Below are 26,821 nucleotides of genomic sequence, written 5' to 3'. Positions count from 1 at the left end.
GCGCAGGACCGCTCCCGGCAGCCTCCCTGGAATCCGACCTGCAGAAGGACCGCTCATGAGCACTCCTCCAGTCCCGCCGCCCGTACCCAACGATGACCAGTCCGGAAACCAGCCCGGCAGCCAGCCCCGCTACGGCGAAAACGCTCCACAGTACGGCCAGCCGTACGGGCAAAACCCGCCGCAGTACGGACAGAACGCGCCGCAGTATGGTTCCCAGCCGCCGTCGGCGCCGCAGTACGGACAAAACGCACCGCAGTACGGGCAGAACCCGCCGCAGGCTCCCGGCTACGGCCAGCAGCCGTTCGGCCAGTCCCCGTACGCCCAGTACCCGTCGGAGCAGCCGCAGCCTTCCGGCGCCAATGGCGTGCCCCAGCTCGTCAACATCTCCTTCTGGCTGTTGATTGCGTCCGCGGTAATCTTCGTGGTCTCCCTGCTGACGGGCCTTACCCAGCTGGATGACCCGCTGTTCCGCCAGACCTTCGAGGACCAGATGGAAGCCGGCGGCGCCACCGGAGTCACGTACGAGGACATCAAGGGCATCATCGCCGGCACCCTGGTGGTGTTCGCCATCATCGGCGCAGGCCTGTACCTGCTGGTGGCCTTCTTCGTCCGCAAGGGCAAGAACTGGGCCCGCATCCTGGGCACGGTGTTCGCGGCCCTATCCATCATCGGGCTGTTCGGTCCGCCCACCATCGGAACCCTGGGCACCCTGCTGGGGATCGCCGCCGTCGTGCTGCTGTACCTGCCCGCTGCTGCTCCCTATTTCCGGAAGCAGCAGCCGTTCACCAACCCGTACGGCGGCGGCTTTGGAAACCCGTACGGCCGGTAATACCTGCTAACGAAAGCGGCCCGGGAAGCGCAATGCATCCCGGGCCGTTTTCCGTACCTAGGCAGTCTGCCCCGGAGCCTGCGCCCGCTGCGCGTGGTAGGCCAGGATCTGCAGTTCGGTGGCCATATCCACCTTGCGCAGATTGACCCCTTCGGGAACCTGCAGCATGACAGGGGCAAAGCTCAGCACGCTGTGCACGCCGGCGGCCACCACCCTGTCGCAGACGTCCTGGGCCACGGCCGCCGGGAGCGCCAGCACCACCATGTTGGCTCCGGTGCGGTGCAGGACCTTTTCCAGGTCCGCCACATCGCTGACGCGCAGCCATCCCACTTCGTTGCCCACCACCATCGGGTCCGCGTCAAAAATGGCCACGACGTCGAACCCGCGGGATTCGAAGCCACCGTAGCGTGCCAGGGCCTTGCCCAGGTTGCCGGCGCCGACTATCGCCACTTTCCAGTCGTGGGTGAGGCCAAGGGCAGCCGCGATATGACGGCTGAGGTACTGCACCTCGTAACCCACTCCGCGGGTGCCGTAGGAGCCCACATGGGACAGGTCCTTGCGCAGTGTGGAGGAGCTGACACCTGAGGCTTCGGCGAGGGACTCGGAGGAGACGCGCTCCACTCCGTCGGCAAGCAGGGTGTTCAGGGCGCGCAGGTAGAGCGTCAGCCGGGCCACGGCTGCGGGCGGAATCTGTTTGGCCGGGGTGCCCGCGGCGCCCGGAAGATCCGGGACAGCCTGGGGAGTCGAGTCCAGCGAAGTCACCAGCCCCTCCCTTGAGTCGCGTTGTGAGTCCACTCTAGAGCCCTCCCGCCGGTGCCCACAAAGCAGGTGCAATCAACCGCAACGCTCCCCCGTCTACTGTGCCATGGCGCGCTGGAGGACGCGTTCCAAGCGGACTTCGTCGATCTTCCAGAAGTCGCGCTGCACCCCGTCCACCAGCACCACCGGTATCTCCTCCGCGTAGCGTTCCCGCAGCTCCGGCTGCTGGTCCACCAACTCTTCCGTCCACTCAAGGCCCAGCGAGGCAGTGACCCGCGCAACGGCGTCGCGCGCTTCCTCACAAAGGTGGCAGTTGGCTTTGGTAAGGAGGACGACGCGGGGGATGGCCATGGCTTAACCGTAGCCCCGTTCGCGGTGCCGGGCACGCCGACGGCTTCGTCCTATTGGATTGACTAGACTCGAGTCCATGCCCGAGGAGAAGTACGTTGCCGTAGTCACCAAGCCGGTTGCTGCGCCACAACCGGGCGAGGCGGCCTTCTTCGACGTGGACAACACGCTCATGCGCGGGGCCAGCCTGTTCCACGTGGCACGCAAGATGCACCAGCGCGGCGCCTTCACCATGGCCCAGGCTGCCGGGTTCGCGTGGAAGCAGTTGAAGTTCATGGCGCGGGGCGAGAATATCGACGACGTCCATGCCGTCCGGGATTCCGCCCTGACCCTGGCAGCCGGCATCACCGTCGATGACATCAAGGCATTGGGCGAGGAAGTCTACGACGAGATGATCGCGTCACGGATCTGGCCCGGAGCCAAGGCGCTGGCAGAGCAGCACCTGCGGGTGGGCCGCCGTGTCTGGCTGGTCACGGCCACCCCCATCGAAGTGGCAACGGTCATTTCCACCCGCCTGGGTCTCACGGGCGCGCTTGGCACCGTGGGCGAAATTTCGGAGGGCATGTACACCGGCCGCCTGGTGGGCGACATCCTGCACGGGTCCGCCAAGGCCGTGGCCGTCCGGGCCATCGCCGACGCCGAGGACCTGGACCTCAAGCGCTGCTGGGCCTACAGCGATTCCTACAACGACATTCCACTGCTCTCGCTGGTGGGCCATCCCGTTGCGATTAATCCGGACGTCCGGCTCCGCCGCCACGCCCGCGACAACAACTGGCCCGTCTATGACTTCCGGGCGGGACGGCGCGCCGCAACGTTCGGCCTCAAGGCAGCCACCGCCGGCGGGGCGGTCTACGGTCTGTGGAAGGGCTTCGCCCGCATCCGCGGCCCGCGCATCTAGGTAGCCGAGAACAAAGAAATGCCCGCCGCCTGGAAGGCGACGGGCATTCACGCTGTTCGAAGTATTGCTACTTCTTGTTGCGGCGCTGGTGACGGGTCTTGCGAAGCAGCTTGCGGTGCTTCTTCTTGGCCATACGCTTGCGACGCTTCTTAATTACTGAACCCACGAAAGTTCCTTACAAACTAGATGCAGTACCTGCCTGCTGGAACGGGTCCGTGGACGAAGCTACGAACTGAACAACTGACAGATTCTTACAATGACGTAAATCGTTCCTTAACAGGGTACCGCCTATCCGGAGCGGCCTTTGACAGGCCTCCTCAGGCGGTCTCGGTGTGGCCCTCCACCACAGCACCCTTGAGGTACTGCTCGACGGCGTTCTCGGGGACCCGGTAGGAGCGGCCAAAGCGCACCGCGGGCATTTCACCGGAGTGCACCAGGCGGTACACCGTCATTTTGGAGACGCGCATGACCTGGGCTACTTCAGCCACGGTGAGGAACTTCGCGTTGGAGAAGTTCTGTTCCGACATTTCCCTATTCCTTTGCTGACGGATGGACAACAGTGACCCCAGGTACATGCCAATGCGGTGTTCCGATGCTGAGCCATCCACCAACCACCTACCTAGATACTCTAGATGTTCCTGTGGCAGATGTGAAAGTAGTGCGCTCCCCTATTTCACCGCCCGGCGCTGCCGTGCAGACGCCGCCAACTGGTCCAGGACCGATGCGGTCACGTCCCACTCCATGCAGGCGTCGGTGACGCTCTGGCCGTACACCAGCTCGTCCCGGGCCGCCGCGTGATCGGCAACATCCAGGTTCTGGGCCCCGCCCACCAGGAAGCTCTCCAGCATGACGCCGGCAATGGCCTGGGCGGAGGTGCCGCCGTCCTCAAGCTGTGCGCCGATTTCGAGCGCCACCTCTGCCTGCCGGTGGTGGCTCTTGCCGCTGTTGGCGTGGCTGGCGTCCACGATCAGCCGCGGATTCAGCTGCTTCCCGGCCAGCTTCGCCGAGGCGGCTTCGACGTCGGCTGAAGAGTAGTTGGGGCCCTTCCGCCCGCCGCGCAGAATTACATGGGTGTCCGGGTTGCCGGCAGTGGCCACCAGCGCCGCCCGGCCTTCGCCGTCGATACCCAGGAACGCCTGCGGCGCCGCCGATGCACCGCAGGCATCGATGGCCACCTGGAGGTCGCCGTCGGTCCCGTTCTTGAAGCCGATGGGCATGGACAGGCCGGACGCGAGCTGCCGGTGGATCTGGCTCTCCGTGGTGCGCGCCCCGATGGCGCCCCAGGAGATCAGGTCCGCCATGTACTGCGGGCTGATGGGCTCGAGGAATTCGGTGGCGGTGGGCAGCCCCAGGGCTGTGACCTGCTGCAGGAAGTGCCGGGCGGTCCGCAGGCCGGTGACCATGTCGTGGCTACCGTCCAGCCGGGGATCGTTGATCAGGCCCTTCCAGCCCACGGTGGTGCGGGGCTTTTCGAAGTAGGTCCGCATGACGATCAGCAGGTCTGCCTTGTGCTTCTCGGCCTGGCTGACCAGCCGGCGGGCGTATTCCAGCCCTGCCTTGGGGTCATGGATGGAGCAGGGGCCCACGATGACCAGCAGGCGGTCGTCAACGCCGTCCATGATGGCGCGGACTTCATCGCGTCCGCGTTCGACGACGTCCGCCACGCGGGCGTCCAGGGGAAGTTCTGCGATGAGTTCGGAAGGGGCGGGCAGCGCCGTGAATTCGCTGACGCGCAGGTTCGAGGTGGATTTTGCGGCTGTTGCTGTTGCGGCGCTCATGTTCGGGTCCTGTTCCAGATGGGGAGCGGGCCCAGTTCAGAACCCGCCGGAGAAACGGCGAAGGGCAGAGAATGATCTCTGCCCTGTTGGCTCTGAAGGTAGTTGGATGCGTGTCAGTTAGACGCGGGCCCCTCCAGAGCCAACGAAAAATACGCATACCAACGGTTAGTCATGGGAAAGACCATAACCCCGCCGGACAGGACTGCAAAATCGGCTGCGTCACATTCCACCCCAGCTAGCGCGATTCCTGCAGGCCTGCCACCAGCTCCGCGTGCCTCTTATCGGTGAGGCGGTACCAGTACATTGCTGCCGCTGCTGCCAGAGTCAGTGCGCCGGGCAGCAGTCCCGCGGCGGCCCTGATGGCAAAGAGGGCAGCGTCCGACTGCGCCGCAGCCGCTGACGCATAGCCGCCCCAGGCCAGGGAGAAGGCCACCACTCCCCCGCCGAAGCCCATGCCCAGCTTCCGGGTTGCCGCCAGGAGCGCATAGTTGATGCCCTGCACGCGCACGCCGGTCTTCCACTCGCCATACTCCACGGTGTCGGCAATCAGAGCCCAGGTCACAATGCCCACCGACGCGGACGACAGCATGGCCAGCACGATGCCTGCAACGGCAAGCCACGGCAGGGTTGCCGGAACCAGGAAGACCAGCAGGCCACCCAGTGCCCCGGTGCAGCCACCGGCCGCGTAAACAGCTTTCTTGCCCCACCGGGCCACGATGCGCGGCATCACGATGGCGAGCACCAGGGTGATGGCCACCTGCGCGGCCGCCATGACCGGAAACAGGTCCACCCGGGACAGGACATCGCGGAGGTAGAAGAACTGTGCGGCTCCGGTGGCGCTGGCGCCGGTGACGAACAGCACCGAACTGACGCAGAGGACCACCAGCGGGGAATTGGCTTTCAGCGCGTCCACACTTTGGCGCAGCGTAATGCTGGGAACGCTGCCGGCGATCCGTTCCCGGCAGGCAATCCCGGTGAACGCGTACAGCCCTGACCCCACAGCCGCGAAAACCAGCGTCATGACCGTGAAGATCTGCTGCATGTCCCCGCCTGCGCCGAGCAGCGGGGCAACGAAGAAGCCAAGCGTTGCCCCCACCGACAGCCCGCCGATGGTCCGGGCCCCGGCCAGCCGGGCCCGTTCCCGCGGGTCCTGGGTCATTGCTCCCACCAGGCAGCCGTAGGGCACGTTCACCAGGCTGTAGGCCAGGCACACCAGGCCGTAGGTGCAGTACGCGTACAGCAGCTTCACCCCAGGGTCCGCGTCAGGGACGTGGAAAACCGCCGCACTGAGCAGGAGCGGAATGAAGCCGAACATCAGGTAGGGCCGGAATTTGCCCCACCGCCTGCTGTGCACGCGGTCCACGATGCGTCCGGCAGCAATGTCCGTGAAGGCGTTGAACACCCGCGCCACCACCAGCAGGGTCCCGGCGGCAGCGGCACCAATTCCTGCGACGTCCGTGTAATAGACCAGCAGGAACATGTTCGCGGTGCTGATAATCATGCTGTTGGCGGCGTCGCCGGCCCCGTAGCCCACAATGCCGAGCCTGCTCAGTTGTTTCATGTATCCCTGTCCCTGCGCCGGAAACCGTTTTCTCGCGGCCGCAGAAAGGAACTTACCCCAGAATCGTCCGCAGAAACAGGAACCGCCGGATCCGTGGCGTTTGCCGGCGGGTTGCTACAGCCGTGTGAGCTGCGGGGCGAAGACCTGGAGCGGGCTGCTGGCCGCCACCAGGGCGCGCAGTTCGGCCAGGCCGCCGGTCACCGCGCCGGCCGCCCGAGCCTGGACCAGGACGTTGCCCAGGGCGGTGGCTTCAACCGGTCCGGCCACCACTTTCCGGCCCGTCACATCTGCTGTGAGCTGGCAGAGCAACTGGTTCTGCGAGCCGCCGCCCACCACGTGCACCACGTCCACTGCACTGTCCGCGAGCTTCTCGGCGTCGCGGATAGTCCTGGCATAGCCGGCGGCGAGGCTGTCCATGATGCAGCGGGTGATGGCCGCCGGATCGTCCGGTAACACCTCGCCCGTCCGGCGGACAGCGGCCCGGATCCGCTCCGGCATGTTGTCCGGGGCAATAAAGTACGGATCGTCCGGGTTGATCTGCGGTCCGCCCGGCGGCAGCGCCGCGGCAGCCTGGAGCAGCGCCGGAAGCTCGGGATGGAATCCCTCCGATGCCCAGGTCCGCTGGCATTCGCTGAGCAGCCAAAGGCCGCCCATGTTGCGGAGGTAACGGATGGTGCCGTCCACGCCGTGTTCGTTGGTGAAGTTCGCCGCGCGGCTGGCCTCGGTAAGGACGGGGTGCTTGAGCTCGAGCCCTACCAGGGACCAGGTGCCGGAGGAGATGTAGGCGAAGTCCTCTTCCTGGGCCGGGACGGCGGCGACGGCGGACGCGGTGTCGTGCGAGCCGACCGCCACCACCGTCGTGTACTGCGGCAGCCCCACCTGGCCGGCAATCTCCGGCAGCAGGGTTCCGAAGGTTTCCCCGGGCTGGATCAGCGGCGGGAACAAGTCCCGCCGCAGGTCCAGGGCAGCGAGGAATTCCGTGGCCCATTCCCCCGCCACGGCGTCGAACAGTCCCGTGGTGGAGGCGTTGGTAGCCTCTGTCCGCCGGACACCGGTGAGGAGGAAGGCGATCAGGTCCGGGATGAGCAGTGCCTGCAGGCCGTCCAGGTTCTTCTCGGTGGCGAGCTGGTAGATGGTGTTGAACTGCAGGAACTGCAGCCCGGTGGTGCCGTAGAGGCGGGCCGGGTCCAGTTTGCGGTGCACGGGTTCGACGGCGGCGCGGCTGCGGTCGTCGCGGTAGCTGAACGGCTGGGCCGTGAGCTCCCCGGCCGTGTTGACCAGCCCGTAGTCCACGGCCCAGGTGTCGATGCCGATGCTGGCAATCTTTTCGCCTTGCGCCGCGGCGGTGGTGGCCGCCGCCCGGAGCCCTTCAAGCACCTCGGCGAAGAGGGCGTCGAAGTCCCAGCGGAGGCCGCCGTCGATCTCCACCACGCCGTTGGGGAAGCGGTGGACCACCTCGAGCTGCACACCGCCGTTGCCGACCCGGCCCAGGATGACCCGGCCGGAGGAGGCGCCGATGTCGACGGCGGCAAACACGTTGCCGCCGTCGACATTCGAAATGTGCCCGCTCATCGCAGGAAGGCTGCGGCCACTCCGGCATCCACGGGGATGTGCAGGCCGGTGGTGTGGGACAGTTCGTTGCTGGTGAGCACGGCGGCGGCGTTGGCCACGTGCTCGGGCAGGACCTCGCGCTTGAGCAGGGTGCGCTGGGCGTAGTACTCGCCCAGCTTCTCCTCGTCCACGCCGTAGACCGCTGCGCGCTTGGCACCCCAGCCGCCGGCGAAGATCCCGGAGCCGCGGACCACGCCGTCGGGATTGATTCCGTTGACGCGGATGCCGTGCTCGCCCAGTTCGGCGGCGAGCAGGCGCACCTGGTGGGCCTGGTCAGCCTTGGTGGCGGAATACGCGATGTTGTTCGGGCCCGCGAACACGGAGTTCTTGGAGGAGATGTAGATGATGTCCCCGCCCAGGCCCTGTGCGATCATCACCCTGGCAGCGGCCTTGGCCACCAGGAACGAGCCCTTGGCCATGACGTTGTGCTGCAGGTCCCAGTCCTTTTCGGTGGTTTCCAGCAGCGGCTTGGAGATGGAGAGGCCGGCGTTGTTGACCACCAGGTCCACGCCGCCGAACGCCAGGACGGCAGCGTCGATCGCGGCAGCCACCTGCGCTTCGTCGGTCACGTCGGCCTGGACGCCGACGGCGACGTCGGAGCCGCCGAGCTCCTCGGCCACCTTCTGCGCGTTCTCAAGGTTGAGGTCGGCGATGACCACGCAGGCGCCTTCCGCGGCGAGGCGGGTGGCGATGGCCTTGCCGATTCCCGACGCCGCACCGGTCACCAGGGCGATCCGGGTGGCGTGGGACTTAGGCTTGGGCATCCGGGCCAGCTTGGCTTCCTCCAGCGCCCAGTACTCAATCCGGAACTTTTCGGATTCCTTGATCGGCGCGTACGTGGAGATGGCCTCGGCGCCGCGCATTACGTTGATGGCGTTGATGTAGAACTCACCGGCAACCCGGGCGGTCTGCTTGTTGGCGCCGAAGGAGAACATACCCACGCCCGGGACCAGCACGATGGCCGGGTCCGCGCCCCGCATCGCCGGGCTGTTTTCGTCCGCGTGGCGGTCGTAATAGGCCTGGTAGTCCTCGCGGTAGTCGGCGTGCAGCTCGTGCAGCCGGGCGATGGAGTCCTCCACCGAGGCGTCGGCGGGCAGGTCCAGGATCAGCGGCTTGACCTTGGTGCGGAGGAAGTGATCCGGGCAGGAGGTGCCCAGGGCGCCCAGGCGCGGGTGCTCGGCAGCTTCGAGGAAATCCAGGACGACGGCGTCATCGCTGAAGTGCCCCAGCTGCGGCTTGTCCGTGGAGGCCAGGCCGCGGATCACGGGTGCCAGGGCCGCGGCCTTGGCACGGCGCTCGGCCTCGGGCAGCGGACCGTAGCCGGGCAGCTTGGGCCCGAAGGGCTCGGCCTTGCCGTTCTCGCGGATGTACTTTTCGGCCTGGTCGATGATCCACAGCGAGTTCTGCTCGGCCTCCTCGCTGGTGGCGCCCCAGGCGGTGATGCCGTGGCCGCCAAGGATGGTGCCGACGGCCTGCGGGTTGGCGTCCTTGATCGCGGCGATGTCCAGGCCCAGCTGGAACCCGGGGCGGCGCCAGGGAACCCACACCACTTTGTTGCCGAAGATCTTGGTGGTCAGCGCCTCGCCGTCCACCGCCGTCGCGATTGCGATGCCGGAATCCGGGTGCAGGTGGTCAACATGCGCGGCGTCCACCAGTCCGTGCATGGCGGTATCGATCGAGGGGGCTGCGCCGCCCTTACCGTGGAGGCAGTAATCGAAGGCCGCCACCATCTCGTCCTCGCGGTCAACACCGGGGTAGGCGTTCTTCAGGGCGTTCAGCCGGTCCAGCCGCAGCACCGCGAGGTTTTCGGCCTTCAGGGTGCCCAGGTCCCCGCCTGAGCCCTTGACCCAGAGCAGCTGGACGTCCTCGCCCGTGACCGGGTCCTTCTCGGTGCCCTTGGCGGAGGTGTTGCCGCCGGCGAAGTTGGTGTTCCGCTTGTCCGCGCCCAGGCGGTTGGAGCGTGAGATCAGGTCTTCAACAGTCTTGTTCATGCTTCTTATGCGCCCCATCCGGCTTGCTGGCCGCCCACGCGGTCCTCGTTGATCTTCTTTTGGTAACCGCTGGCCTTAAAGGCGGCCAGCGGGTCCGCGGGCAGGCCGCGGGATTCACGCCACTCGGCCAACACAGGCCGGACGTCGGTGTAGAAGGCATCGTTGAAGATGCCGTTCGCAGCCAGGACGTCCCCGGCGCGCTGGGCCTCGTTCAGGGCGGCGGTGTCCACCAGCAGGGCGCGGGCGGTCATTTCCTGGACGTTCAGGACCGAGCGGATCTGGCCCGGAATCTTCTCTTCCAGGTTGTGGCACTGGTCCAGCATCAGGGCCACACCGGAGTCCTTGCCGTAACCGCCGCCACGGATGACCTCGTGCATGATGCGGAAGAGCTGGAACGGATCCGCAGCACCCACAATGAGGTCGTCGTCGGCGTAGAAGCGGGAGTTGAAGTCAAAGGACCCCAGCTTGCCCAGGCGCAGCAGCTGCATCACGATGAACTCGATGTTGGTGCCCGGGGCGTGGTGGCCGGTGTCCAGGCAGACAAACGCCTTCTCGCCCAGCGCCAAGGTCTGGGCATAGGAGGTGCCCCAGTCCGGAACATCGGTGTGGTAGGAAGCCGGCTCGAAGAACTTGTACTCCAGCACCAGGCGCTGCTCATCGCCCAGGGCGGCGTAGATCTCCTGCAGCGACTCGGCCAGGCGGTCCTGCCGTCCGCGCATGTCATCCTGGCCCGGGTAGTTGGTGCCGTCCGCCAGCCAGATCTTGAGGTCCTTCGAGCCGGTGGCGTGCATGATCTCGATGCAGTCCAGGTGGTGGTCGATGGCCCGTCGGCGGACCGCCTCGTTGGACGAGGTCAGCGAACCGAACTTGTACTCGTCATCCTGGAAGGTGTTGGAGTTGATGGTGCCCAGGCCCACGCCCAGGCCGGCCGCGTATTCCTTCAGCGCGGCGTAGTCGTCCACCTTGTCCCACGGGATGTGCAGCGCCACCGTGGGGGCCAGGCCCGTCAGTTCATGTACCTTTGCGGCATCGGCCAGCTTCTCCTGCACGGTCCGAGGGGTGCCGGGCGTGCCGAACACCTTGAACCGCGTGCCTGAATTTCCATAGGCCCACGAGGGGACCTCGATGGCAAGCTCCCCGAGCCTGCCCAGCGCCGTTGCTACGTCATTCATGATGGTTCTTCCCGGTGTCTTGTTCTGTGGTCTGTTGGGTGCATCCCCGCTGCCGGGGCTGCCGCTTGCGGCGGTTCAGAAAGCGGATGTTCCTGCTGCCGCAAGCTGGCTGTCGAGGTTGAAGACTTCTTCCAGGACCTGGAATCCTTCATCGGGCGCCTGGCCGGAGTCTGCAAAAAGCGTTGCCATTTCCGCTTGCCAGCGGGTGTTTACGTCGGTGAGGGCCATGCGTGCCCGGGCGGCGTCGAAGTCGTCGCACTCCACGTAACCCACCAGGAGCCCGTCCTCCCCCAGGAACAGGGAGTAGTTGTTCCAGCCGGCATCCTTCAGCGCGCGGAGCATCTCCGGCCACACGGCGGCGTGGCGCCGCTTGTATTCATCGGTCAACTCCGGCTTGATCGAAGAGCGGAAGCACACCCTCATCTGGAACTCTCTCCTGAACTCGCAAAACTTTGAATCGTTTCATTGTTTCGATTCAAAGTACTCTTGAACCAGAGTAGGTGTCAAGCATTCGGGTCTGGCCGTTCATGGACCGGAATGCAGCGCACGCGGACCAGCAGCACGGAGAACCATGAACCGCTCAGCCAGCATCAAGGACGTCGCCACGCACGCCAGCGTGGCGGTGGGAACCGTTTCGAATGTGCTGAACTACCCGGACCGGGTGTCCGAGCGCACCAAGGAACGGGTTTTGAAGGCCATTGACGAGCTCGGCTTCATCCGTAACGACGCTGCCAGGCAGCTCCGGGCCGGGCACAGCCGTACCGTGGGGCTGATCGTCCTGGACGTCGGCAACCCCTTCTTCACCTCGGTGGTCAGGGCGGCGGAGGACGCCGCTGCCCTCCACGGCAGCGCCGTGCTGCTGGGCGACAGCGGCCACGACGCCGGCCGGGAAGCCAATTACATCGACCTGTTCCAGGAGCAACGGGTCCAGGGCCTGCTGATTTCCCCTGTGGGCGACGTGACCGAGAGGCTGGACCTGCTGCGCGAGCGCGGCGTGCCCACCGTCCTGGTGGACCGCCTGGCCGACGAGACCAAGTTCAGTTCCGTTGCAGTGGACGACGACGCCGGCGGGTACCTGGCAGCGCGGCACCTGCTGGACACCGGCCGCCGTCGGCTGGCCTTTGTGGGCGGCGCAACCTCCATCCGCCAGGTGGCCGACCGCCTGCAGGGGGCCGAGCGGGCCGTGAAGGAGGAGCCGGGCGCAACGCTAGAGGTGCTGACCTCGGAGGGCATGACCGTCCTGGCGGGCCGCAGCGTGGGCAACATGCTGGTGGAGCGCGGCAGGGACGATCTGCCGGAGGGCATCTTCTGCGCGAACGACCTCCTGGCCCTGGGAGTCATGCAGTCCCTGACCATGACGCACACGTTTCGGATTCCCGAAGACGTTGCGCTGATCGGCTATGACGACATCGACTTCGCCGCCTCCGCAGTGGTTCCACTCTCCTCCATCCGGCAGCCCACCGAGGCACTGGGGCGCACCGCCATCGAACTGCTGTCCGAGGAGGTGGAGTCGCAAAACGCCACCCACCGCTCCGTGGTTTTCACCCCCGAACTGGTGGTGCGCCAAAGCACAGCTTCCCCCGCAGCCGGATAAGTGCCGTGGTAGATGGCCGGCTTAACCCGCCCTGGGGCCCATAGGTGATAGCGCAAGTGCATGGGTTCGGCGCAGGTAGTCGGCTTCTCAGAAGCTAGACCACCTTACGGGCCAGGGTCAACCGCCATTTTTGAATCGTTACATCACTGGACGGCGGGATGGACTATGCCGCACACTTGAAGGCGGAAAGCGTTTGCCGCAGCCGGAGGCTCGAAGCCGACAACTCATGCCCTTGGGCGGAATGGAGAACCATGGGAATGCCAGCTGGCCCCCGCGTACCGGACGCACCGGAAGGAGCTCCGGCATCGCGAGAATTGCCTACCACAGCCGTTGCCGGCAAGGACGAGGCCCCCGCCCGCGTGGCTCTCGTGGGTGTCCATGGCTTTGGCACCCACCACCTCCGCAACCTTGAACGCCTCCAGGCGGCAGGCGCCGTCGAACTCGTGGCCGTAGCCGACCCGCAGCCGCCGGCACCCGGCTCCGTGCCGGCGTCGGCCGTTGTCTTTCCGGGGCTCGCTGAACTGCTGGCGGACACGCAGGGGCTGGACGTGATCATCGTTGCAACGCCCATCCAAACCCACGCCCCGCTGGCACTCGCCGCGCTGGCCGTTGAAGCCGACCTCTACCTGGAAAAGCCGCCGGTGGCCTCGCTCGCGGACTACATTACACTCCTCGACGCCGCCGCCGCCTCCGGCAGGAGCGTCCAGATCGGATTCCAAAGCCTCGGCTCGCACGCCCTCCGGGCCATCGAAGAGCTGGTGGCGGCCGGCACCATCGGCACCCTGCAGGGCATCTCGGCCACCGGCCGCTGGGTGCGCGACAAGGCGTACTACAAGCGCTCACGCTGGGCGGGAAAGCGCAGCATCAACGGCATCGACGTTGTGGACGGGGTGGCCACCAATCCCCTGGCCCACGCAGTGGCAACCGCGCTGCGGATTGCCGGCGCCCGCACCACGGCGGATGTGGCGTCCGTGGAAACTGAGCTGTACCGCGCGAACGACATCGAATCGGACGACACCTCCGTGATCCGGATCCGCACCGCATCCGGCCTGCCCATTACCTGCGCCCTCACCATCTGCGCCACCGAGTCCGTGGAGCCATACGTGACGCTCCAGGGATCGGCCGGAACAGCGGTCTTCCACTACACCGAGGACCGCCTCACCATCGAAACGGCGTCCGGCCGCACGGAGGAAACCTTCGGCCGGGACGACCTCACCGAGAACCTGCTGGCGCACCGGAACCACGGCGTTCCCCTGCTCAGCTCGGCGGTGGACAGCGGTGCCTTCATGCTGGTCCTGGAGGCGATCCGCACCGCGCCGGCGCCCGCCCCCATCGACGGCGCCTACGTCCGGTGGGAGGGCGAGGGCGAAGCAACCCACGCCGTGGTGGTCGACATTGAGGACGCGCTGGAACGCGCCGGCCGGCAGCATGCCACCTTCAGCGAACTGGGCTTGCGCTGGGCCGGGTCCTCCCCCACTTCGTTCGCCCTCCCTGCGTCCTGACTAGCCTTACTTCGGCGCCGCTTTTACAGGGTGCGGGACCGCCTGCCGTGCAGCCACAGCAGCAGGCCCACGACAACGGCGGACAGCATGCCCAGCCCGCCTGTAACTACCAGTCCGGTGCGCACTCCAAATTGCTCTGTCAGCCAGCCCGCGAGGAGCCCTCCCAAGGCGTGTCCGCCCAGGAGTAGCGGCAGGTACAGCGCCATGACCCGGCCGCGGATGGCCGGGCCGGCCTCGAGCTGGACCGCGGTGGCGGCGCTGGTGAGGAAGAGGAGCGTCATGAGGCCCACCACTACCAGCATCGCCGTGAAGAGCAGCAGGTTGGGCATCAGGGCGGCAATAAGCTGGGACAGTCCAAAGAGGCCCGCCGCCGCCACGATGCCCTTGCGCCCCATGTTCCTGAGCCGGGCGGCAAGCAGTGCGCCGGTGAGCGCCCCGATGGCGCTGACGGTATTGAACAGGCCGAAGCCCGCCACGCCGTTGTGCCATACCCGGTCGGCGAAGGCTGCCAGGACCACCGGTCCGTTCATGCCGAAGGCACCTAGGAGCCCGGCCAGCAGAATCAGGAGCAGCAGGCGCGGCCGGTCCCGGACATAGCGGAAGCCCGCGAGGAGCTGCCCGCGGCCCCGTTCGGCAGGAGTGCCGGGATAAAGTTCCGAGGTCCGCATGCCGATGATCAGCCCTAGCACCAGTACGCCGATCAGGGCGTTGGCAGCGAAGGCGGCGGCCGGGCCGGCCTGGGCGATGAGTACGCCGCTGAGGGCAGGTCCCGCCATGGCTCCGAGCTGGGCCAGCGCGTTGTTCAGTCCGATGGCAGGCCGGAGGGCGGCGTCGCCCACTACCTCGTTCACGAACACCTGCCGGGCGGGCTGGTCAATGGCGGCGGTGATTCCCAGCGCAACGCAACTTGCATACACGGCCCAAACGGTGATGGAGCCGCTGGCTACCCATGCTGCCAGGCCCAGGGCGAGAAGCACGATCACGGTCTGGCAGACCATCATGATTCGGCGCTTGGGGTAGAGGTCCACCACCAGCCCGGCGAGGGGCCCCACCACCAGCATGGGAAGGAACTGCAGGGCGACGGCGACGCCCACGGCCGCCGGGCTCCCGGTCAGCTGCAGCACCAGCCAGTCCTGGGCCAGCCGCTGCATCCAGACGCCGGCGCTGCCCGCCAGCTGCATGCCCAGGAAGAGCCGGTAGTTGTGCTGCTTCAGCGGGTGGTACCAGCGGGCGGTACTTTCAGGCGGGTGGGTGGACTGTTCGGAACGCGGGCGTTCGGAAGGCACGTCGGGGACTCAACTCGATAGCTGGGAAGACTGGGGCAATGGTTCCGGCGCCGGCGGGAGGCCGGCGCCGGAATAGCTTGAAAACGGGCTCTCAGGCCCGGTGTGAGCGAAGCTTTACGGCGGCGGCCGCGAGGATCAACGTGCCGGGGACCACGACGAACAGTGCCGCAAGCATCCAGACGAAGACCACGGCGCCGAAGAGGGCGGCTCCCAGCAGAAGCGAGCCTGTCCAGTCTTTGAGGGACAACGCTTTTCCGGTTTCCAGCGCGGAGCGCCACGCGCTCTTGGCATCTGTGCCCGGGCCGCTGGAGTCGGACCAGGCGGCGGTGGTGCGCAGGAGCAGGATGGCGCCGCAGCCAGCCAGGAGCAGGGTTGCCGGCAGGACTACTTCCCGGCCGGGCAGCTGGCCCACCCAGGCCAACAGCAGGTTGAGGACAATCACGACGGCGGCCGCCGCGGTGAGGAGGCCGAGCTTCCAGCTGCCGGGAAGGGCAGCCTTGAACGTGCCCCAGAGCCCTCGGACCGAATCGTCCCGGCCCGAGAGGTGCCGTTCCAGATGGGCGATCCCCGCCGCGTAGGCGGCGGGGATCGTGACCAGCGGAATGGACAAGACCAGCACAAGGACACCTGCCAGGAGGGTCTCGGAGAACAGCGCGAAGCGGTTTACCGGGACGGGTTCATGGTGGTCGGATGCGGGCCTGGTGCTGTCCATGATGCTCATTCCTGCCTCCGTCAGCCCTTCAGGCCCTGGGTGGAGACGCCTTCAACAATGTACCGCTGGAACACCAGGAAGAAGATCAGAACCGGCAGCAGCGCCAGCACGGACATGGCGATCATGGCACCGTAGTCGGAGCTCTGGGTCTGGTCCACGAAGAGGCGCAGGGCCAGCGGCAGCGGGTACTTGTCCGGGGTGTTCAGGTAGAGCAGCGGGCCCAGGAAGTCGTTCCAGCTCCAGATGAAGGAGAAGATCGAAGTGGAAATCAGGGCCGGCTTCATGAGCGGCAGCATGATGGAGGTGAAGATCCGGACGTGCCCGGCGCCGTCGATCCTTGCTGCCTCATCCAGTTCTGCGGGCAGGTTGCGCATGAACTGGACCATGAGGAACACGAAGAACGCATCCGCGGCCAGGAACTTGCCGATCAGCAGCGGCACGTATGTGTCCACCAGGCCAAGCTGCTGGAACACGATGTACTGCGGGATGATCACCACGTGGAACGGCAGGAGCAGGGTGGCGATCATCATGCCGAAGAAGATGCTGCGGCCAGGGAACTTGATCCTGGCGAACGCGTATGCCGAGACGCTGGCCGAGAGGATGGTGCCCACCACGGCACCGATGGCCAGGATCAGTGAGTTGGTGAAGAACTGCAGGGTGGACACGCCGCCGATGCCGTCCATGGCCGTGACGAAGTTGTCAAAGCTGAAGTTGCTGGACCACAGCGACGTGTTCGCACCGCCGATCTCCGAGTTCGGTTTGAACGAGGAGGCGATCATCCACAGGCCGGGATAAAGCACCACCGCGGTGAGAAGGAGGGCGACGGCATGGAACGCCAGGCTCTTGGCCCGCTTGGCGCCCGCCGACTCCGATTTGGGGTTGTAGACCGGGGCGGAGGCGTTCGGGGCGGACTGGGTGGGGGTTGCCATGGTTGTCATTTTGCATCACCGCTGTAGTGGACCCAGGACTTGGATGTGCGGAAGAAGATCAGGGTAATGATGCCCACCACGATCACCAGGAGCCAGGCCATTGCCGAGGCGTAGCCCATCCGGAAGTCGCTGAAGCCGCGCAGGTACAGGTAGAGGGTGTAGAAGAGGGTGGAGCCGGCGGGGCCGCCTTCACCGTTGGAAATGATGTAGGCCGAGGCGAAGATCTGGAACGCGTGGATGGTTTCCATCAGCAGGTTGAAGAAGATCACCGGGGAGAGCATGGGCCAGGTGATGTTGAAGAATTTCCGCACCGGGCCGGCGCCGTCCATTGATGCAGCCTCGTAGAGCTCGTTGGGGATCTGCTTCAGGCCGGCCAGGAAGATCACCATCGGCGCGCCGAACTGCCAGACCGTCAGGAGGATGAACATCGGCATGGTCATCGAGGGGTTGCCCACCCAGCCGCCGAGGTTGATGCCGAAGAAGGACAGGCCCTGGTCCACCGGGCCGGAGTCGCCGAACATGGCCTTCCAGACGATCGCGATGGAGACGGACGCGCCGATCAGGGAGGGGGCGTAGAACGCGGAGCGGTAGAAGCCTTGGCCGCGGCGCTTGCTGTTCAGCAGCATGGCCACCGCCAGTGCGGCCGCGAGCTTCAGCGGGGTACCGAAGACCACGTAGCCCACGGTCACGCCCACCGACTGCAGGAACCGCTCGTCCTGGAACAGGGTGGTGTAGTTGTCCAGGCCGATCCATTTGGGCGGCTCGAACAGGTTGTAGTTGGTGAACGACAGGTACAACGAGGAGATCATTGGCCCAACAGTGAGGGCGATGAACCCCAGGAGCCAGGGCAGCAGGAAGGTGTAGCCGGCGCGGGCGTCCGCCCCCCGCTGCTTCGACTTGCGAAGCTGCGGGGAGGCGGACGTCGCGGAACGCCTGCTCAGGGTTGGGCTTTGAGTCACGAGTTCAATCCGTCAGTCATGAAGCGAGAATCAGGCGGGCTGCCTGGATCAGGCGTTCTGCTTGATAAGGTCTTCGGCTTCCTTGAACCAGGCATCGGTGGCTCCGTTGATGTCCAGCTTGCCGTAGTTCAGGTCGGAGGCGATGCGCTTGAAGGAGGCTTCAAGCGTGCCGAAGCCGACGATGGGCGGCTCGGGAGCGTCCTTGAGGTACTTCTCGATGGACTTTTCGTAATCGACAACCAACTTGTCGGTGCCCTCGAAGGTGGTGCCGTCGCGCTGGGTCTTTGACGCCGGAACACCCCGGGAGGTCTTGAAGATCTGGCCCACCTCGGGTTCGTTGACCATGAAGTCGATGAACCGGGCGGCAGCGTCCTTGTACTGGGTCTTGGCACTGGCCACCATCAGCATGGACGGCTTCAGGAACAGGCCCAGGTTATCGGGATCATCCGAGGGCGGCGGGACCAGCTTGAGCTCCTTGGCGCCGCTGTCCGCGAGGTAGCCGGCCATGAAGTTATCCCAAGTAAACTCTGTAGCCGCGGCGTTGGAGCCGAACGGCGACTTGGGAGCGAGCTGAGTAACGCGCTCTTCAGGAATGATGGCCGGGGTGCCGCGCAGGGCAGCCGTCGTGTTCCACCACTCCTTCAGGTCATCCTTGGTAAAGCCGAGCTTGCCGTCCTCGGTGAAGGCTTCGATGTTGTTCTGGCGCAGCCAGATGTTGAACATCCACCAGATGCCCGTGTAGTCGCCGCCGCCGTAAAGCGCGCCATTGCTCTTGCTGCCGATCTCAGCCATGAAATCGTTGAATTCCTTGTAGGTCCACTTACCGGTCGGCTCAGCAATGCCCAGCGATGCCAGCTTGGCGGGGTCGTAGTAGACCGCGAACGCGTTGGTGCTGGTGGGGATGCCGTAGGTCTTGCCCTTGATCTGGCCCGACGGCAGGAGGGACTTCTCGAATGCGTCGGTGTTGATGTTTACGGTGCCCAGGTCCAGGAGCTGGTTGCGCTGGCCGTAGTCGCGCAGGTAGGAGAGGTCCCACTGCATGACGTCCGGCAGGCCGCCGCCGGCTGCTTCGGTGGCACGCTTCTGCCAGTAGCCGGCGAAGTCGGTGAAGTTGCCGTTGACCTTGATATCCGGGTTCTTCTCCTCGAACAGCGCAATGGCCTTGCGGGTACGCTCGGCACGGTCATCGTTGCCCCACCACGTGTAGTTGATGGTGACGGGGTCTTCAGCGGAACCGGTCTTCCCGGGGCTGCTGGATCCGGTTCCGCATGCCGCCAGGGCTGCGGCAGATGCGGTGCCGACGGCGACGGTGGTGAGGAAATGCCTTCTGTTGATCACGGGAGCCTCCTTGCTCGATGTGTGCAATCCCTGATCTCATCTACAACGTGAGTAGTGAGCTGGCTTACACGGCTTCTGAAACGATACAATATAGGCATTCCAGTAATTGGGCAAGCGTTTTCCAAAGATCTGACGTTCCGACCGGTTCCATCACCACAGCAGACATAGGAGTCCAATGACCATTCAGACAATTTCCGGCCCGGCCAGCGTTTGGAGCAACGTCCAAGGCATCGCCTTCGGCGGCGACTACAACCCGGAGCAGTGGCCCGTCAGCGTGCGGCTGGAGGATCTGGAACTGATGCAGGAAGCCGGCGTGAGCTTCCTCAGCGTCGGGATCTTCTCCTGGGCACTGCTGGAACCTGCTGAAGGACAGTACGATTTCGGCTGGCTCGACGAGGTGCTGGACAACCTCGCGGGCATCGGCGTCAAGGTGGCCCTGGCCACCGCCACCGCCGCTCCCCCGGCCTGGCTAGTCCGCAAGCATCCGGAAATCCTGCCGGTCACGGCTAACGGAACAGTGCTGGGACCGGGCTCACGGCGGCACTACACGCCGTCGTCGGCCGCTTACCGCCGGTACGCTAAGGGCATCACCCGGGCGCTGGCGGAACGCTACAAAAACCACCCGTCACTGGCACTCTGGCACGTGGACAACGAGCTGGGCTGCCACGTATCCGAGTTCTACGGCGAGGAGGACGCCGCAGCATTCCGCGTGTGGCTGGAGCGCCGTTACGGAAGCATCGAGGCGTTGAACGCCGCCTGGGGCACGGCATTCTGGAGCCAGAACTACGCATCATTCCAGGAGATCCTGCCTCCCGGCATCGCTCCCAGCACACTGAACCCCGGCCAGCAGCTGGACTTCCAGCGGTTTAACTCCTGGGTCCTGATGGACTACTACCGCGGCCTCGTGGCCGTCCTGCGTGAAGTGACCCCCAACGTTCCCTGCACCACCAACCTGATGGCATCGAGTGCCACAAAGGCCATGGACTACTTCGACTGGGCCAGGGACCTGGACGTCATTGCCAACGACCACTACCTGGTGGCCGCGGATCCGGAACGCCACATCGAACTCGCGTTCAGCGCGGACCTCACCCGTGGAATCGCGGGTGGCGAACCGTGGATCCTGATGGAACATTCGACGTCGGCCGTCAACTGGCAGCCGCGCAACCAGCCAAAGCTGCCGGGCGAGATGCTCCGCAATTCCCTCACCCACGTGGGGCGCGGGGCGGACGCCGTGATGTTCTTCCAGTGGCGGCAAAGTTTTGCCGGATCGGAGAAGTTCCACTCCGCCATGGTGCCGCACGGCGGGCGCGACACGCGGGTCTGGCGCGAAGCGGTGGACCTGGGCGCCGCCCTCAAGCTCCTGGAACCGGTCCGGGGATCACGGGTGGAATCCAGGGCGGCCATTGTTTTCGACTACGAGGCCTGGTGGGCCAGCGAAATCGATTCGAAGCCCAGCATCGACGTCCGGTACCTGGACCTGCTGCGCGCCTTCCACCGCTCACTGTACCTGCGGGGCGTCGCCGTTGACATGGTGCACCCCACGGCGCCGCTGGAGGATTACGACCTGGTGCTCGTCTGCACGCTGTACTCAGTGACGGATGAGGCCGCCGCCAATATCGCCGCGGCCGCTGCCTCCGGCGCCACCGTTTTGGTCAGCTACTTCAGCGGGATCGTGGACGAGAAGGACCACGTGCGGCTGGGCGGCTACCCGGGCGCCTTCCGGGACCTGCTGGGCGTGCGGGTGGAGGAGTTCCATCCCCTGCTCGAAGGTTCCCGGCTGAAGCTGAGCGACGGCACCGTAGCGTCCGTGTGGAGCGAGCACGTGCACGCTGTGGACGCCGAAACCGTCCAGACCTTTACCGAATACCCCCTGGAGGGCGTCCCGTCCCTGACCCGGCGGACTGTCGGCAGGGGCACTGCGTGGTACCTGGCCACTTTCCCCGACCCGGACGGCATCGAGGCTGTGGTGGACCGGCTCCTTGCCGATTCCGGCGTTGCACCCGCCGCCGTGGCCGACACCGGCGTGGAGGTGGTGCGGCGCCGCTCTGCCGACGGTGGGAGCTTCCTGTTCGCGATCAACCACACCCGCTCCGGTGCCTCAGTGCAGGCATCGGGGAGGGACCTTCTGACGGGTGATGCATTCTCCGGAATTGTGCCTGCAGGCGGAGTGGCGGTGATCGCCGAGGAGGGCTGAGGCGGGCGGGTCATCCAGCCGGCGTCATCCACGCCTTCAAACAGCTCCGTCCCGGGAGGAACCGGTGGTTCCTGCCGGGACGGAGCTGCCACCCGCCGTCGGACGCTGTGGGCGGAGGAGGCATCCACCCAACTGTCCGGAGCCGTGTTGGCGGTGTGAGGTCTAGCTGCTGATGGCCGACTTCATTTCGTCATGGGCCTTCTTGCCTGCTTCTTCCGGGGACAGCCGTTCGAAGAGGACTTCCGAGGTGTACCGCTTGATGATCTCCTGGATGGAGCCTGCGCCCTTTGGCGGCGGTGCCGGAGCCTCGCCAAGTTCGTCCTTGATCTGGTCGATGAACTTGACCACCTTGACGTCGGCGGGGGTCAGCTTGGATTCGATGGCTGCCCGGACTTCGGAGTTCGGGTAGACACCGCGGTCAGCCAGGAGGGCTTCACCGGCTTTGACGTCGTTCGCGAGGAAGTTGATGAACTTGGCCACTTCCTCAGGGTGCTTGGTGCGTGAGGAGGCTGACCAGAACTGGGATGCCTTGTACCAGAGCCCGGCATCGGCGGCGTCACCGGTCTTGGTGGGGAACCGCAGGATCTTCAGGTCGCCACCGGAGGCCTTTTCCAGTGCGGGCGCCTGGTTGGACCACCAGAAGGCCAGGGCGTTCTTGCCCGTCGCCAGTCCGCTCTGGTCCAGCGGTGCGGCTTCGGCCTCAACCACCTCGGATGCGGTCGGCACTGCCTTCTTCTCGCTCAGCTGCTTCAGGTTGTCCCACCAGGCGGCGATATCGGCCGGCTCAAAGCCCAGCTTCCCGTCCGACGTGTAGAGGGACTTGCCGTCCTGGCGGAGCCAGACACCCAGCGAGGCCTCATCGGTGCCATATGCCGCAGCGCCGTAGGTGCCCTTCGGCGACTTCTCCGTTATTTCCGCGGCGATACGTCCGAAGTCCTCCCAGGTCCAGGTGGAGTCATCCGGCAGCGGGACACCGGCGGCTTCGAAGACAGCCGGGTTGGCCAGGATGGTGGCGGCATTGATACCGGCGGCAATGCCCGTCAGCCCGTCCTCGCTCTTGCCGGCGTTCAGGGCGGCTTCGTCGAGCTTGGACGTGTCAATGTCGTACTTCGACAGGTCAAGGAGGGCGCCGCGGCTCGAGTACTCGGTGATGTACTTCTCGTCCATCTGGATGATGTCCGGGGCGTCATTGGCCGCCACCTGGGTGGCCAGCTTGTCCCAGTAGCCGCTCCAGTCGCCAAACTCCGGCTTGATCTTGATGTTCGGGTTCTCGGCTTCGAACTGCTTGATGGCTTCCTGGGTCAGCTGGGCGCGCTTGTCACCGCCCCACCAGGAAAAGCGCAGTTCAACAGGGCCGTCGGCACTTTGCGCGGTATCTCCGCCGCCGCATGCACTGAGGGCCACGACGACGGCGGCAGCCGCGGCCGCCACGCCCGTCTTGCGGATGCGGCGGGCTGCGCCGGAGGATGAATTTTCTGCCTGCCTCTCAGCAGATGCAGAACGGGGGAAAAACGGCACTTGGTACTCCGATCTTCTTTGATCTTGGTGCTGGGGATGGTGTGGTCTTGGTTTCGCTATGCAGGAATAGGGGGAACGGTATCTTCTGGCGGGAAAACGCTTTCTGAACCTAATGCTATAAGTGTGTGACTTGTAATACAAGACCTTGTGCGGAGAGTTTCAGGATGCCGGAAAGGACAGCCGAACGGCCCGCCGCAGGGACGGGCCGCTCGGGCTTAACGCCGCCCGGTGCAGAACCGCGGTCCTGGGATTCTGCGGCAGCGCGGGGCTACTTGATGCCCGTGGTGGCGATGCCCTTGATAAGGAACCGCTGGCCGAACAGGAACACCAGGAACACCGGCAGGAGGGACACGATGGACATGGCGAACAATGATCCCCAGCTGGTTGCGGACTGGGAGTCCACGAACGCACGCAGGGCCACGGGCACCGTGAACATATCCGGATCGGTGAGGTAGATCAGGGCGCCGAAGAAGTCGTTCCAGGTCCAGATGAAGGTGAAGATGGTGGTGGTGGCCAGGGCCGGCACCATCAGCGGCAGGATGACCCGCAGGAAGATGCGGGGGTGGCCGGCGCCGTCGATCCGGGCGGCTTCATCGAGTTCCCGGGGAATACCTCGAATGAACTGGACCATCAAAAAGACGAAGAACGCGTCCGTGGCGAGCAGCTTGGGCACCAGCAGCGGCCAGAAGGTGTTCACCCAGCCGATCTGCGAGAACAGGATGTACTGCGGAACGATTACCACGTGGAAGGGAAGCATGATGGTCAGCAGCATGATGCCGAAGAACAGCTTCTTCCCCGTGAACTGCAGGCGGGCGAAGGCGTAGGCGGCCATGGAGCAGGAAATCAGGTTGCCCAGGATCGAGCCAATCACCACGATGGCCGAGTTGATCATGTAATGCCCGAACGGGTGCGTCAGGGCGGACCAGCCGTCCGTGTAGTTGCTCATTTCCAGGCTGTTCAGCCACAGGCCGGGCTCCCGGAAGATCATCTCGTTGGGGCGGAGCGAGGAGACCACCATCCAAAGGAGGGGGTAGATCATCAGGCCGCCGGCGAGGATCAGGATGCCGTGCTTCATCAGGGACTTGCCGCGCTGGGCCCGGCTGAAGGCCAGGGTCCCGCGGGACTCGCGGGGCTTGCGGTGGTTCGTAGGCTTACCGGCATTCCCGGACTTCTTGTCCGATGCGGGCAGCGTCTCCAGGTTAGTCGTCATAGAAAACCCAATACTTAGAAGCGATGAAGTTGATGGCGGTGAAGACGCCGATGATGACCAGCAGGAACCATGCCATGGCCGACGCGTAGCCCATATCGAACTGGCCGAAGCCCTTTTGGTAGAGATACAGCGTGAAGAACATCGTGGAGTCCGAAGGACCACCGTTGCCGCCGGAGACGATGAACGCCTGGGTGAACGACTGGAACGAACCGATGATCTGCAGAACCAGGTTGAAGAAGATGATGGGGCTCAGCATGGGCATGGTGATCCGCCAGAACTGCTGGAGCGTGGTGGCGCCATCCACCTTGGCGGCCTCGTAGTACATGTGCGGGATCTGGCGCAGGCCGGCCAGGAAGATGATCATGGGGGCGCCGAACGTCCAGACGTGCAGCAGGATGATCGACCCCAGTGCAGTGCTGGGATCCGAGATCCACCCCGGCCCCTGGATGCCGAACATCGCCAGGACCTGGTTGACCAGGCCGGTGGTGCCGAAGATCTGCTTCCAGAGGATGGCCACGGCCACCGAACCGCCAAGCAGGGACGGCAGGTAGAACACCGAGCGGTAGAACGGCAGTCCGCGCAGGCCCTTATCCAGGACCAGGGCGATCAGCAGAGCGACGGCGAGCTGCAGCGGAACACCGACAAAGACGTAGGTGAACGTCACACCGAGTGAGTTGTGCAGCCGGGCATCGGTCAGCATCCGGGTGAAGTTGTCCAGCCCGGTCCATTCCGGCGGCTGGAGCAGGTTGTAGTCCGTGAAGGACAGATAGAGGGACATCAGCATGGGGCCGATGGTGATGGCTACCAGGCCCACCAGCCACGGCAGCAGGAAGATGTACGCGGCCTTGTTGTCGCGACCGTTCGCCTTCTTCTCCTCGGCGGTGGCTTTGCCCTTCCGCCGGGACAGCGAGCTCAATTCACTGATCGCGCTCACTGCAGGTGCCCCGCCCGGTATGGGCCGGCTGCGGCCGGCCGAATTGCCGGCCGCAGGGCCCTGGGTTTGTGCTTCGCGGCCATATGGTCTCCTTTGGTCATCGTGGCCTCCACGTTCTTGTCATCGCGGTGCGATGGTTGCGGGCACCTGTGGCGCCGGTGGCGAAGGCGAGCCCGCAAGAACTGCGGAACACGCTTGCCGGGCGCCGCCCGAGGTGCTGGTTGAAAGCGGCTCGCTACCAAAGTAAACGGTTTCTTGACTGATGTATAGCCCTTTGCTAATTTTTGAGAAAGCGTTTTCTGTAACCGGCATCACTCAACTCTAGAACAGCAGCTCTGGAACACCAGCAAAGGGGCAGGACCATGAAGTTTCTTCCAAAAAGGTCAGTACTAGGGATGGCGGCGGCCACTGCCAGCTTGGCCTTGGCCCTGACCGGCTGCGGCAGCAACACCCAGGCCGGAAAGGTGGGCACCGAGGAGGACCCGGTAACCATCCGCTTCGCCTGGTGGGGCAACGACTCCCGCGCCAAAACGACGCTCGAGGTCATCCAAGATTTTGAAGCCGCCAATCCCACCATCAAAGTCCAGGGTGAGAACACCGAATTCAGCTCCTACTGGGACAAAATGGCCACCCAGATCGCCGGGGGAACCACTCCTGATGTCTTCGCCATGAGCGGCTCGTACCCCAGCGAGTACGCCTCCCGGGGCGTGCTGCTTGACCTGGACACGGTAAAGGACCAGCTCGACACTTCGAAGTTCGCCGAAGGAACTGTGGATTTGGGCAAGATCGACGGCAAGCAGTACACCATCACCGCCGGCGTGAATGCCATGTCCATGGTGCTGGACCCCACTGTCTTCGAGGCAGCCGGCGTCCCCCTCCCGGATGACGAAACCTGGACCTGGGATGATTACGTCGACATTGCCGCGGAGATCACCGCAAAGTCTCCCGCCGGCACCTTCGGCACCACGCCGATGTCCAACGACTCATTCGTTGCCGTCTGGGCCCGCCAAAACGGCGAGGAGCTCTACACGGAGGACGGAAAGAAGATGGCCATCAGCGAGGACACGCTCACCAAATGGTTCGAGCTCAATAAGAAGCTGATGGACACCGGAGGAGCGCCCTCCGCGTCGCAGACGGTGGAGGACGGCTCGGCCCAGCCCGAGATGACCCTCATGGGCCAGGGCAAGCAGGCCATGAAGATTTCATGGAGCAACCAGATGACCTCATACTCCGGCGCTCCGCTGATGATGGTGAAGCTCCCCGGCGAAAGCAAGCAGCCCGGCACCTGGCTCCGTTCTTCCATGGAGTACGCCATCTCCGCGAAGTCGGCGCAGTCCAAGGAAGCCGCACTCTTCATCAACTACCTGGTCAACAATATGGACGCTGCCAGCAAGATCAAGAGCGACCGCGGCATGCCCGCCAACACCGAACTGAAGGCCGGCATCACTCCCCTGCTGAAGGAAACCCAGCAGAAGGAGGCCACCTACCTGGACCGGATCGCAGAGATGAAGATTGATCCGCCGAAGCCGTTCCCGGCAGGATCCTCCGCCACCATGGAAGTATTGAACCGTTACAACACCGACGTTCTTTTCGGGAAGGTCTCCCCGCGGGATGCCGCCAAAGGCGTCATCAACGAGGTCAACTCAAACCTGGGCTGACCCCCTCCAGGCAGAACCATCCAAAGGAAGGAGGCAGGCC

The 26,821-nt window shown here is 65.1% G+C and carries 24 protein-coding genes; 6 read left to right on the top strand and 18 right to left on the bottom strand.

The annotated features are described in order from the left end of the window. Window positions 1–55: 55 nt before the first annotated feature. Window positions 56–829, top strand: coding sequence for a hypothetical protein (locus AC5RT3_RS14470; protein WP_494124511.1), 774 nt, complete (start codon window positions 56–58; stop codon window positions 827–829). 57 nt (window positions 830–886) lie between these two features. Here the strand turns inward: AC5RT3_RS14470 and AC5RT3_RS14465 are convergent, their stop codons facing one another. Both AC5RT3_RS14465 and AC5RT3_RS14460 read right to left on the bottom strand, forming a co-directional pair. After that, a complete protein-coding gene (locus AC5RT3_RS14465) occupies window positions 887–1,591 on the bottom strand; it encodes a redox-sensing transcriptional repressor Rex (protein ID WP_494124510.1) in 705 nt (234 codons plus the stop codon). Window positions 1,592–1,684: 93 nt separating this feature from the next. Beyond that, window positions 1,685–1,939: a glutaredoxin family protein gene (locus AC5RT3_RS14460; RefSeq protein WP_494124509.1), complete on the bottom strand. Its 255-nt coding sequence runs from the start codon at window positions 1,937–1,939 to the stop codon at window positions 1,685–1,687. 76 nt (window positions 1,940–2,015) lie between these two features. On the opposite strand from AC5RT3_RS14460, the gene AC5RT3_RS14455 reads away from it, so the two are divergent. Further along, window positions 2,016–2,834: an HAD family hydrolase gene (locus tag AC5RT3_RS14455; protein ID WP_494009994.1), complete on the top strand. Its 819-nt coding sequence runs from the start codon at window positions 2,016–2,018 to the stop codon at window positions 2,832–2,834. Window positions 2,835–2,901: 67 nt separating this feature from the next. Here AC5RT3_RS14455 and AC5RT3_RS14450 read toward each other — a convergent pair whose 3' ends face one another. From AC5RT3_RS14450 to AC5RT3_RS14415, 8 genes are all read right to left on the bottom strand, one after another. Further along, window positions 2,902–3,000, bottom strand: a complete 99-nt coding sequence (locus tag AC5RT3_RS14450) for a 30S ribosomal protein bS22 (protein WP_003792170.1) — start codon at window positions 2,998–3,000, stop codon at window positions 2,902–2,904. 151 nt (window positions 3,001–3,151) lie between these two features. Then, on the bottom strand, window positions 3,152–3,361 hold the full coding sequence (locus tag AC5RT3_RS14445) for a helix-turn-helix domain-containing protein (RefSeq protein WP_009356681.1): 210 nt from the start codon (window positions 3,359–3,361) through the stop codon (window positions 3,152–3,154). Between the two features lie 141 nt (window positions 3,362–3,502). Beyond that, a complete protein-coding gene (locus AC5RT3_RS14440) occupies window positions 3,503–4,612 on the bottom strand; it encodes a 3-deoxy-7-phosphoheptulonate synthase (RefSeq protein WP_494124508.1) in 1,110 nt (369 codons plus the stop codon). Between the two features lie 235 nt (window positions 4,613–4,847). Further along, complete coding sequence (locus AC5RT3_RS14435) at window positions 4,848–6,173, bottom strand: glycoside-pentoside-hexuronide (GPH):cation symporter (RefSeq protein WP_494124507.1); 1,326 nt, start codon at window positions 6,171–6,173, stop codon at window positions 4,848–4,850. A 114-nt stretch (window positions 6,174–6,287) separates the two neighbouring features. After that, entirely contained in the window at window positions 6,288–7,745 is a 1,458-nt protein-coding gene (locus AC5RT3_RS14430) for a rhamnulokinase (RefSeq protein WP_494009991.1), read from the bottom strand. Beyond that, complete coding sequence (locus tag AC5RT3_RS14425; RefSeq protein ID WP_494124506.1) at window positions 7,742–9,775, bottom strand: bifunctional aldolase/short-chain dehydrogenase; 2,034 nt, start codon at window positions 9,773–9,775, stop codon at window positions 7,742–7,744. The genes AC5RT3_RS14430 and AC5RT3_RS14425 overlap by 4 nt, the downstream gene beginning before the upstream one ends. Before the next feature lie 5 nt (window positions 9,776–9,780). Then, complete coding sequence (gene rhaI / locus AC5RT3_RS14420) at window positions 9,781–10,947, bottom strand: L-rhamnose isomerase (protein WP_494124505.1); 1,167 nt, start codon at window positions 10,945–10,947, stop codon at window positions 9,781–9,783. A gap of 75 nt (window positions 10,948–11,022) precedes the next feature. Next, window positions 11,023–11,370 (bottom strand): L-rhamnose mutarotase, encoded by a 348-nt coding sequence (locus AC5RT3_RS14415; protein ID WP_494124504.1) that lies wholly within the window; start codon window positions 11,368–11,370, stop codon window positions 11,023–11,025. A gap of 148 nt (window positions 11,371–11,518) precedes the next feature. On the opposite strand from AC5RT3_RS14415, the gene AC5RT3_RS14410 reads away from it, so the two are divergent. Both AC5RT3_RS14410 and AC5RT3_RS14405 read left to right on the top strand, forming a co-directional pair. After that, a complete protein-coding gene (locus AC5RT3_RS14410) occupies window positions 11,519–12,541 on the top strand; it encodes a LacI family DNA-binding transcriptional regulator (RefSeq protein WP_494051666.1) in 1,023 nt (340 codons plus the stop codon). Between the two features lie 314 nt (window positions 12,542–12,855). Further along, window positions 12,856–14,043 (top strand): Gfo/Idh/MocA family protein, encoded by a 1,188-nt coding sequence (locus AC5RT3_RS14405; protein ID WP_494051667.1) that lies wholly within the window; start codon window positions 12,856–12,858, stop codon window positions 14,041–14,043. A gap of 23 nt (window positions 14,044–14,066) precedes the next feature. On the opposite strand, the gene AC5RT3_RS14400 is transcribed toward AC5RT3_RS14405, so the two are convergent. From AC5RT3_RS14400 to AC5RT3_RS14380, 5 genes are all read right to left on the bottom strand, one after another. Then, window positions 14,067–15,329, bottom strand: coding sequence for an MFS transporter (locus AC5RT3_RS14400; protein WP_494124503.1), 1,263 nt, complete (start codon window positions 15,327–15,329; stop codon window positions 14,067–14,069). A 91-nt stretch (window positions 15,330–15,420) separates the two neighbouring features. After that, window positions 15,421–16,050: a Poxvirus protein I5 gene (locus tag AC5RT3_RS14395; protein WP_494124502.1), complete on the bottom strand. Its 630-nt coding sequence runs from the start codon at window positions 16,048–16,050 to the stop codon at window positions 15,421–15,423. Between the two features lie 11 nt (window positions 16,051–16,061). Continuing rightward, window positions 16,062–16,979 carry a carbohydrate ABC transporter permease gene (locus AC5RT3_RS14390; RefSeq protein ID WP_494124501.1) on the bottom strand — a complete coding sequence of 306 codons (918 nt, stop codon included), beginning with the start codon at window positions 16,977–16,979 and terminating at the stop codon, window positions 16,062–16,064. Then, window positions 16,976–17,929, bottom strand: a complete 954-nt coding sequence (locus AC5RT3_RS14385; protein ID WP_494124500.1) for a carbohydrate ABC transporter permease — start codon at window positions 17,927–17,929, stop codon at window positions 16,976–16,978. The genes AC5RT3_RS14390 and AC5RT3_RS14385 overlap by 4 nt, the downstream gene beginning before the upstream one ends. A gap of 48 nt (window positions 17,930–17,977) precedes the next feature. After that, the gene (locus AC5RT3_RS14380) at window positions 17,978–19,267 is read right to left on the bottom strand and encodes an ABC transporter substrate-binding protein (protein ID WP_494124499.1); all 1,290 of its coding nucleotides are present in this window, start codon (window positions 19,265–19,267) and stop codon (window positions 17,978–17,980) included. Between the two features lie 175 nt (window positions 19,268–19,442). Between AC5RT3_RS14380 and AC5RT3_RS14375 the strand changes: the two genes are divergently transcribed. Further along, window positions 19,443–21,461, top strand: coding sequence for a beta-galactosidase (locus AC5RT3_RS14375; RefSeq protein ID WP_494124498.1), 2,019 nt, complete (start codon window positions 19,443–19,445; stop codon window positions 21,459–21,461). Window positions 21,462–21,623: 162 nt separating this feature from the next. Here the strand turns inward: AC5RT3_RS14375 and AC5RT3_RS14370 are convergent, their stop codons facing one another. From AC5RT3_RS14370 to AC5RT3_RS14360, 3 genes are all read right to left on the bottom strand, one after another. Then, window positions 21,624–22,979, bottom strand: coding sequence for an ABC transporter substrate-binding protein (locus AC5RT3_RS14370; protein WP_494051672.1), 1,356 nt, complete (start codon window positions 22,977–22,979; stop codon window positions 21,624–21,626). Between the two features lie 268 nt (window positions 22,980–23,247). After that, window positions 23,248–24,189: a carbohydrate ABC transporter permease gene (locus AC5RT3_RS14365; protein ID WP_009358525.1), complete on the bottom strand. Its 942-nt coding sequence runs from the start codon at window positions 24,187–24,189 to the stop codon at window positions 23,248–23,250. Then, window positions 24,179–25,123: a carbohydrate ABC transporter permease gene (locus AC5RT3_RS14360; RefSeq protein WP_494124497.1), complete on the bottom strand. Its 945-nt coding sequence runs from the start codon at window positions 25,121–25,123 to the stop codon at window positions 24,179–24,181. Before AC5RT3_RS14360 ends, AC5RT3_RS14365 begins: the two co-directional genes overlap by 11 nt. A 362-nt stretch (window positions 25,124–25,485) precedes the next feature. On the opposite strand from AC5RT3_RS14360, the gene AC5RT3_RS14355 reads away from it, so the two are divergent. Next, on the top strand, window positions 25,486–26,781 hold the full coding sequence (locus tag AC5RT3_RS14355; protein WP_494051674.1) for an ABC transporter substrate-binding protein: 1,296 nt from the start codon (window positions 25,486–25,488) through the stop codon (window positions 26,779–26,781). The last annotated feature ends 40 nt before the right edge of the window (window positions 26,782–26,821 follow it).

It is taken from the genome of Arthrobacter sp. Y3221159 (assembly GCF_059089885.1).
This window is presented reverse-complemented; position numbering and strand designations above follow the sequence as displayed.

What these genes read in the sequence shown, in the direction of transcription:
- AC5RT3_RS14455 (WP_494009994.1), top strand. Translation starts at nt 2,016, where the DNA reads ATGCCCGAGGAGAAGTACGTTGCCGTAGTCACCAAGCCGGTTGCTGCG.
- AC5RT3_RS14415 (WP_494124504.1), bottom strand. Translation starts at nt 11,370, where the DNA reads ATGAGGGTGTGCTTCCGCTCTTCGATCAAGCCGGAGTTGACCGATGAA.
- AC5RT3_RS14355 (WP_494051674.1), top strand. Translation starts at nt 25,486, where the DNA reads ATGAAGTTTCTTCCAAAAAGGTCAGTACTAGGGATGGCGGCGGCCACT.
- AC5RT3_RS14375 (WP_494124498.1), top strand. Translation starts at nt 19,443, where the DNA reads ATGACCATTCAGACAATTTCCGGCCCGGCCAGCGTTTGGAGCAACGTC.
- AC5RT3_RS14440 (WP_494124508.1), bottom strand. Translation starts at nt 4,612, where the DNA reads ATGAGCGCCGCAACAGCAACAGCCGCAAAATCCACCTCGAACCTGCGC.
- AC5RT3_RS14390 (WP_494124501.1), bottom strand. Translation starts at nt 16,979, where the DNA reads ATGACAACCATGGCAACCCCCACCCAGTCCGCCCCGAACGCCTCCGCC.
- AC5RT3_RS14410 (WP_494051666.1), top strand. Translation starts at nt 11,519, where the DNA reads ATGAACCGCTCAGCCAGCATCAAGGACGTCGCCACGCACGCCAGCGTG.
- AC5RT3_RS14395 (WP_494124502.1), bottom strand. Translation starts at nt 16,050, where the DNA reads ATGAGCATCATGGACAGCACCAGGCCCGCATCCGACCACCATGAACCC.
- AC5RT3_RS14430 (WP_494009991.1), bottom strand. Translation starts at nt 7,745, where the DNA reads ATGAGCGGGCACATTTCGAATGTCGACGGCGGCAACGTGTTTGCCGCC.
- AC5RT3_RS14460 (WP_494124509.1), bottom strand. Translation starts at nt 1,939, where the DNA reads ATGGCCATCCCCCGCGTCGTCCTCCTTACCAAAGCCAACTGCCACCTT.
- AC5RT3_RS14435 (WP_494124507.1), bottom strand. Translation starts at nt 6,173, where the DNA reads ATGAAACAACTGAGCAGGCTCGGCATTGTGGGCTACGGGGCCGGCGAC.
- AC5RT3_RS14425 (WP_494124506.1), bottom strand. Translation starts at nt 9,775, where the DNA reads ATGAACAAGACTGTTGAAGACCTGATCTCACGCTCCAACCGCCTGGGC.
- AC5RT3_RS14470 (WP_494124511.1), top strand. Translation starts at nt 56, where the DNA reads ATGAGCACTCCTCCAGTCCCGCCGCCCGTACCCAACGATGACCAGTCC.
- AC5RT3_RS14445 (WP_009356681.1), bottom strand. Translation starts at nt 3,361, where the DNA reads ATGTCGGAACAGAACTTCTCCAACGCGAAGTTCCTCACCGTGGCTGAA.
- rhaI (WP_494124505.1), bottom strand. Translation starts at nt 10,947, where the DNA reads ATGAATGACGTAGCAACGGCGCTGGGCAGGCTCGGGGAGCTTGCCATC.
- AC5RT3_RS14365 (WP_009358525.1), bottom strand. Translation starts at nt 24,189, where the DNA reads ATGACGACTAACCTGGAGACGCTGCCCGCATCGGACAAGAAGTCCGGG.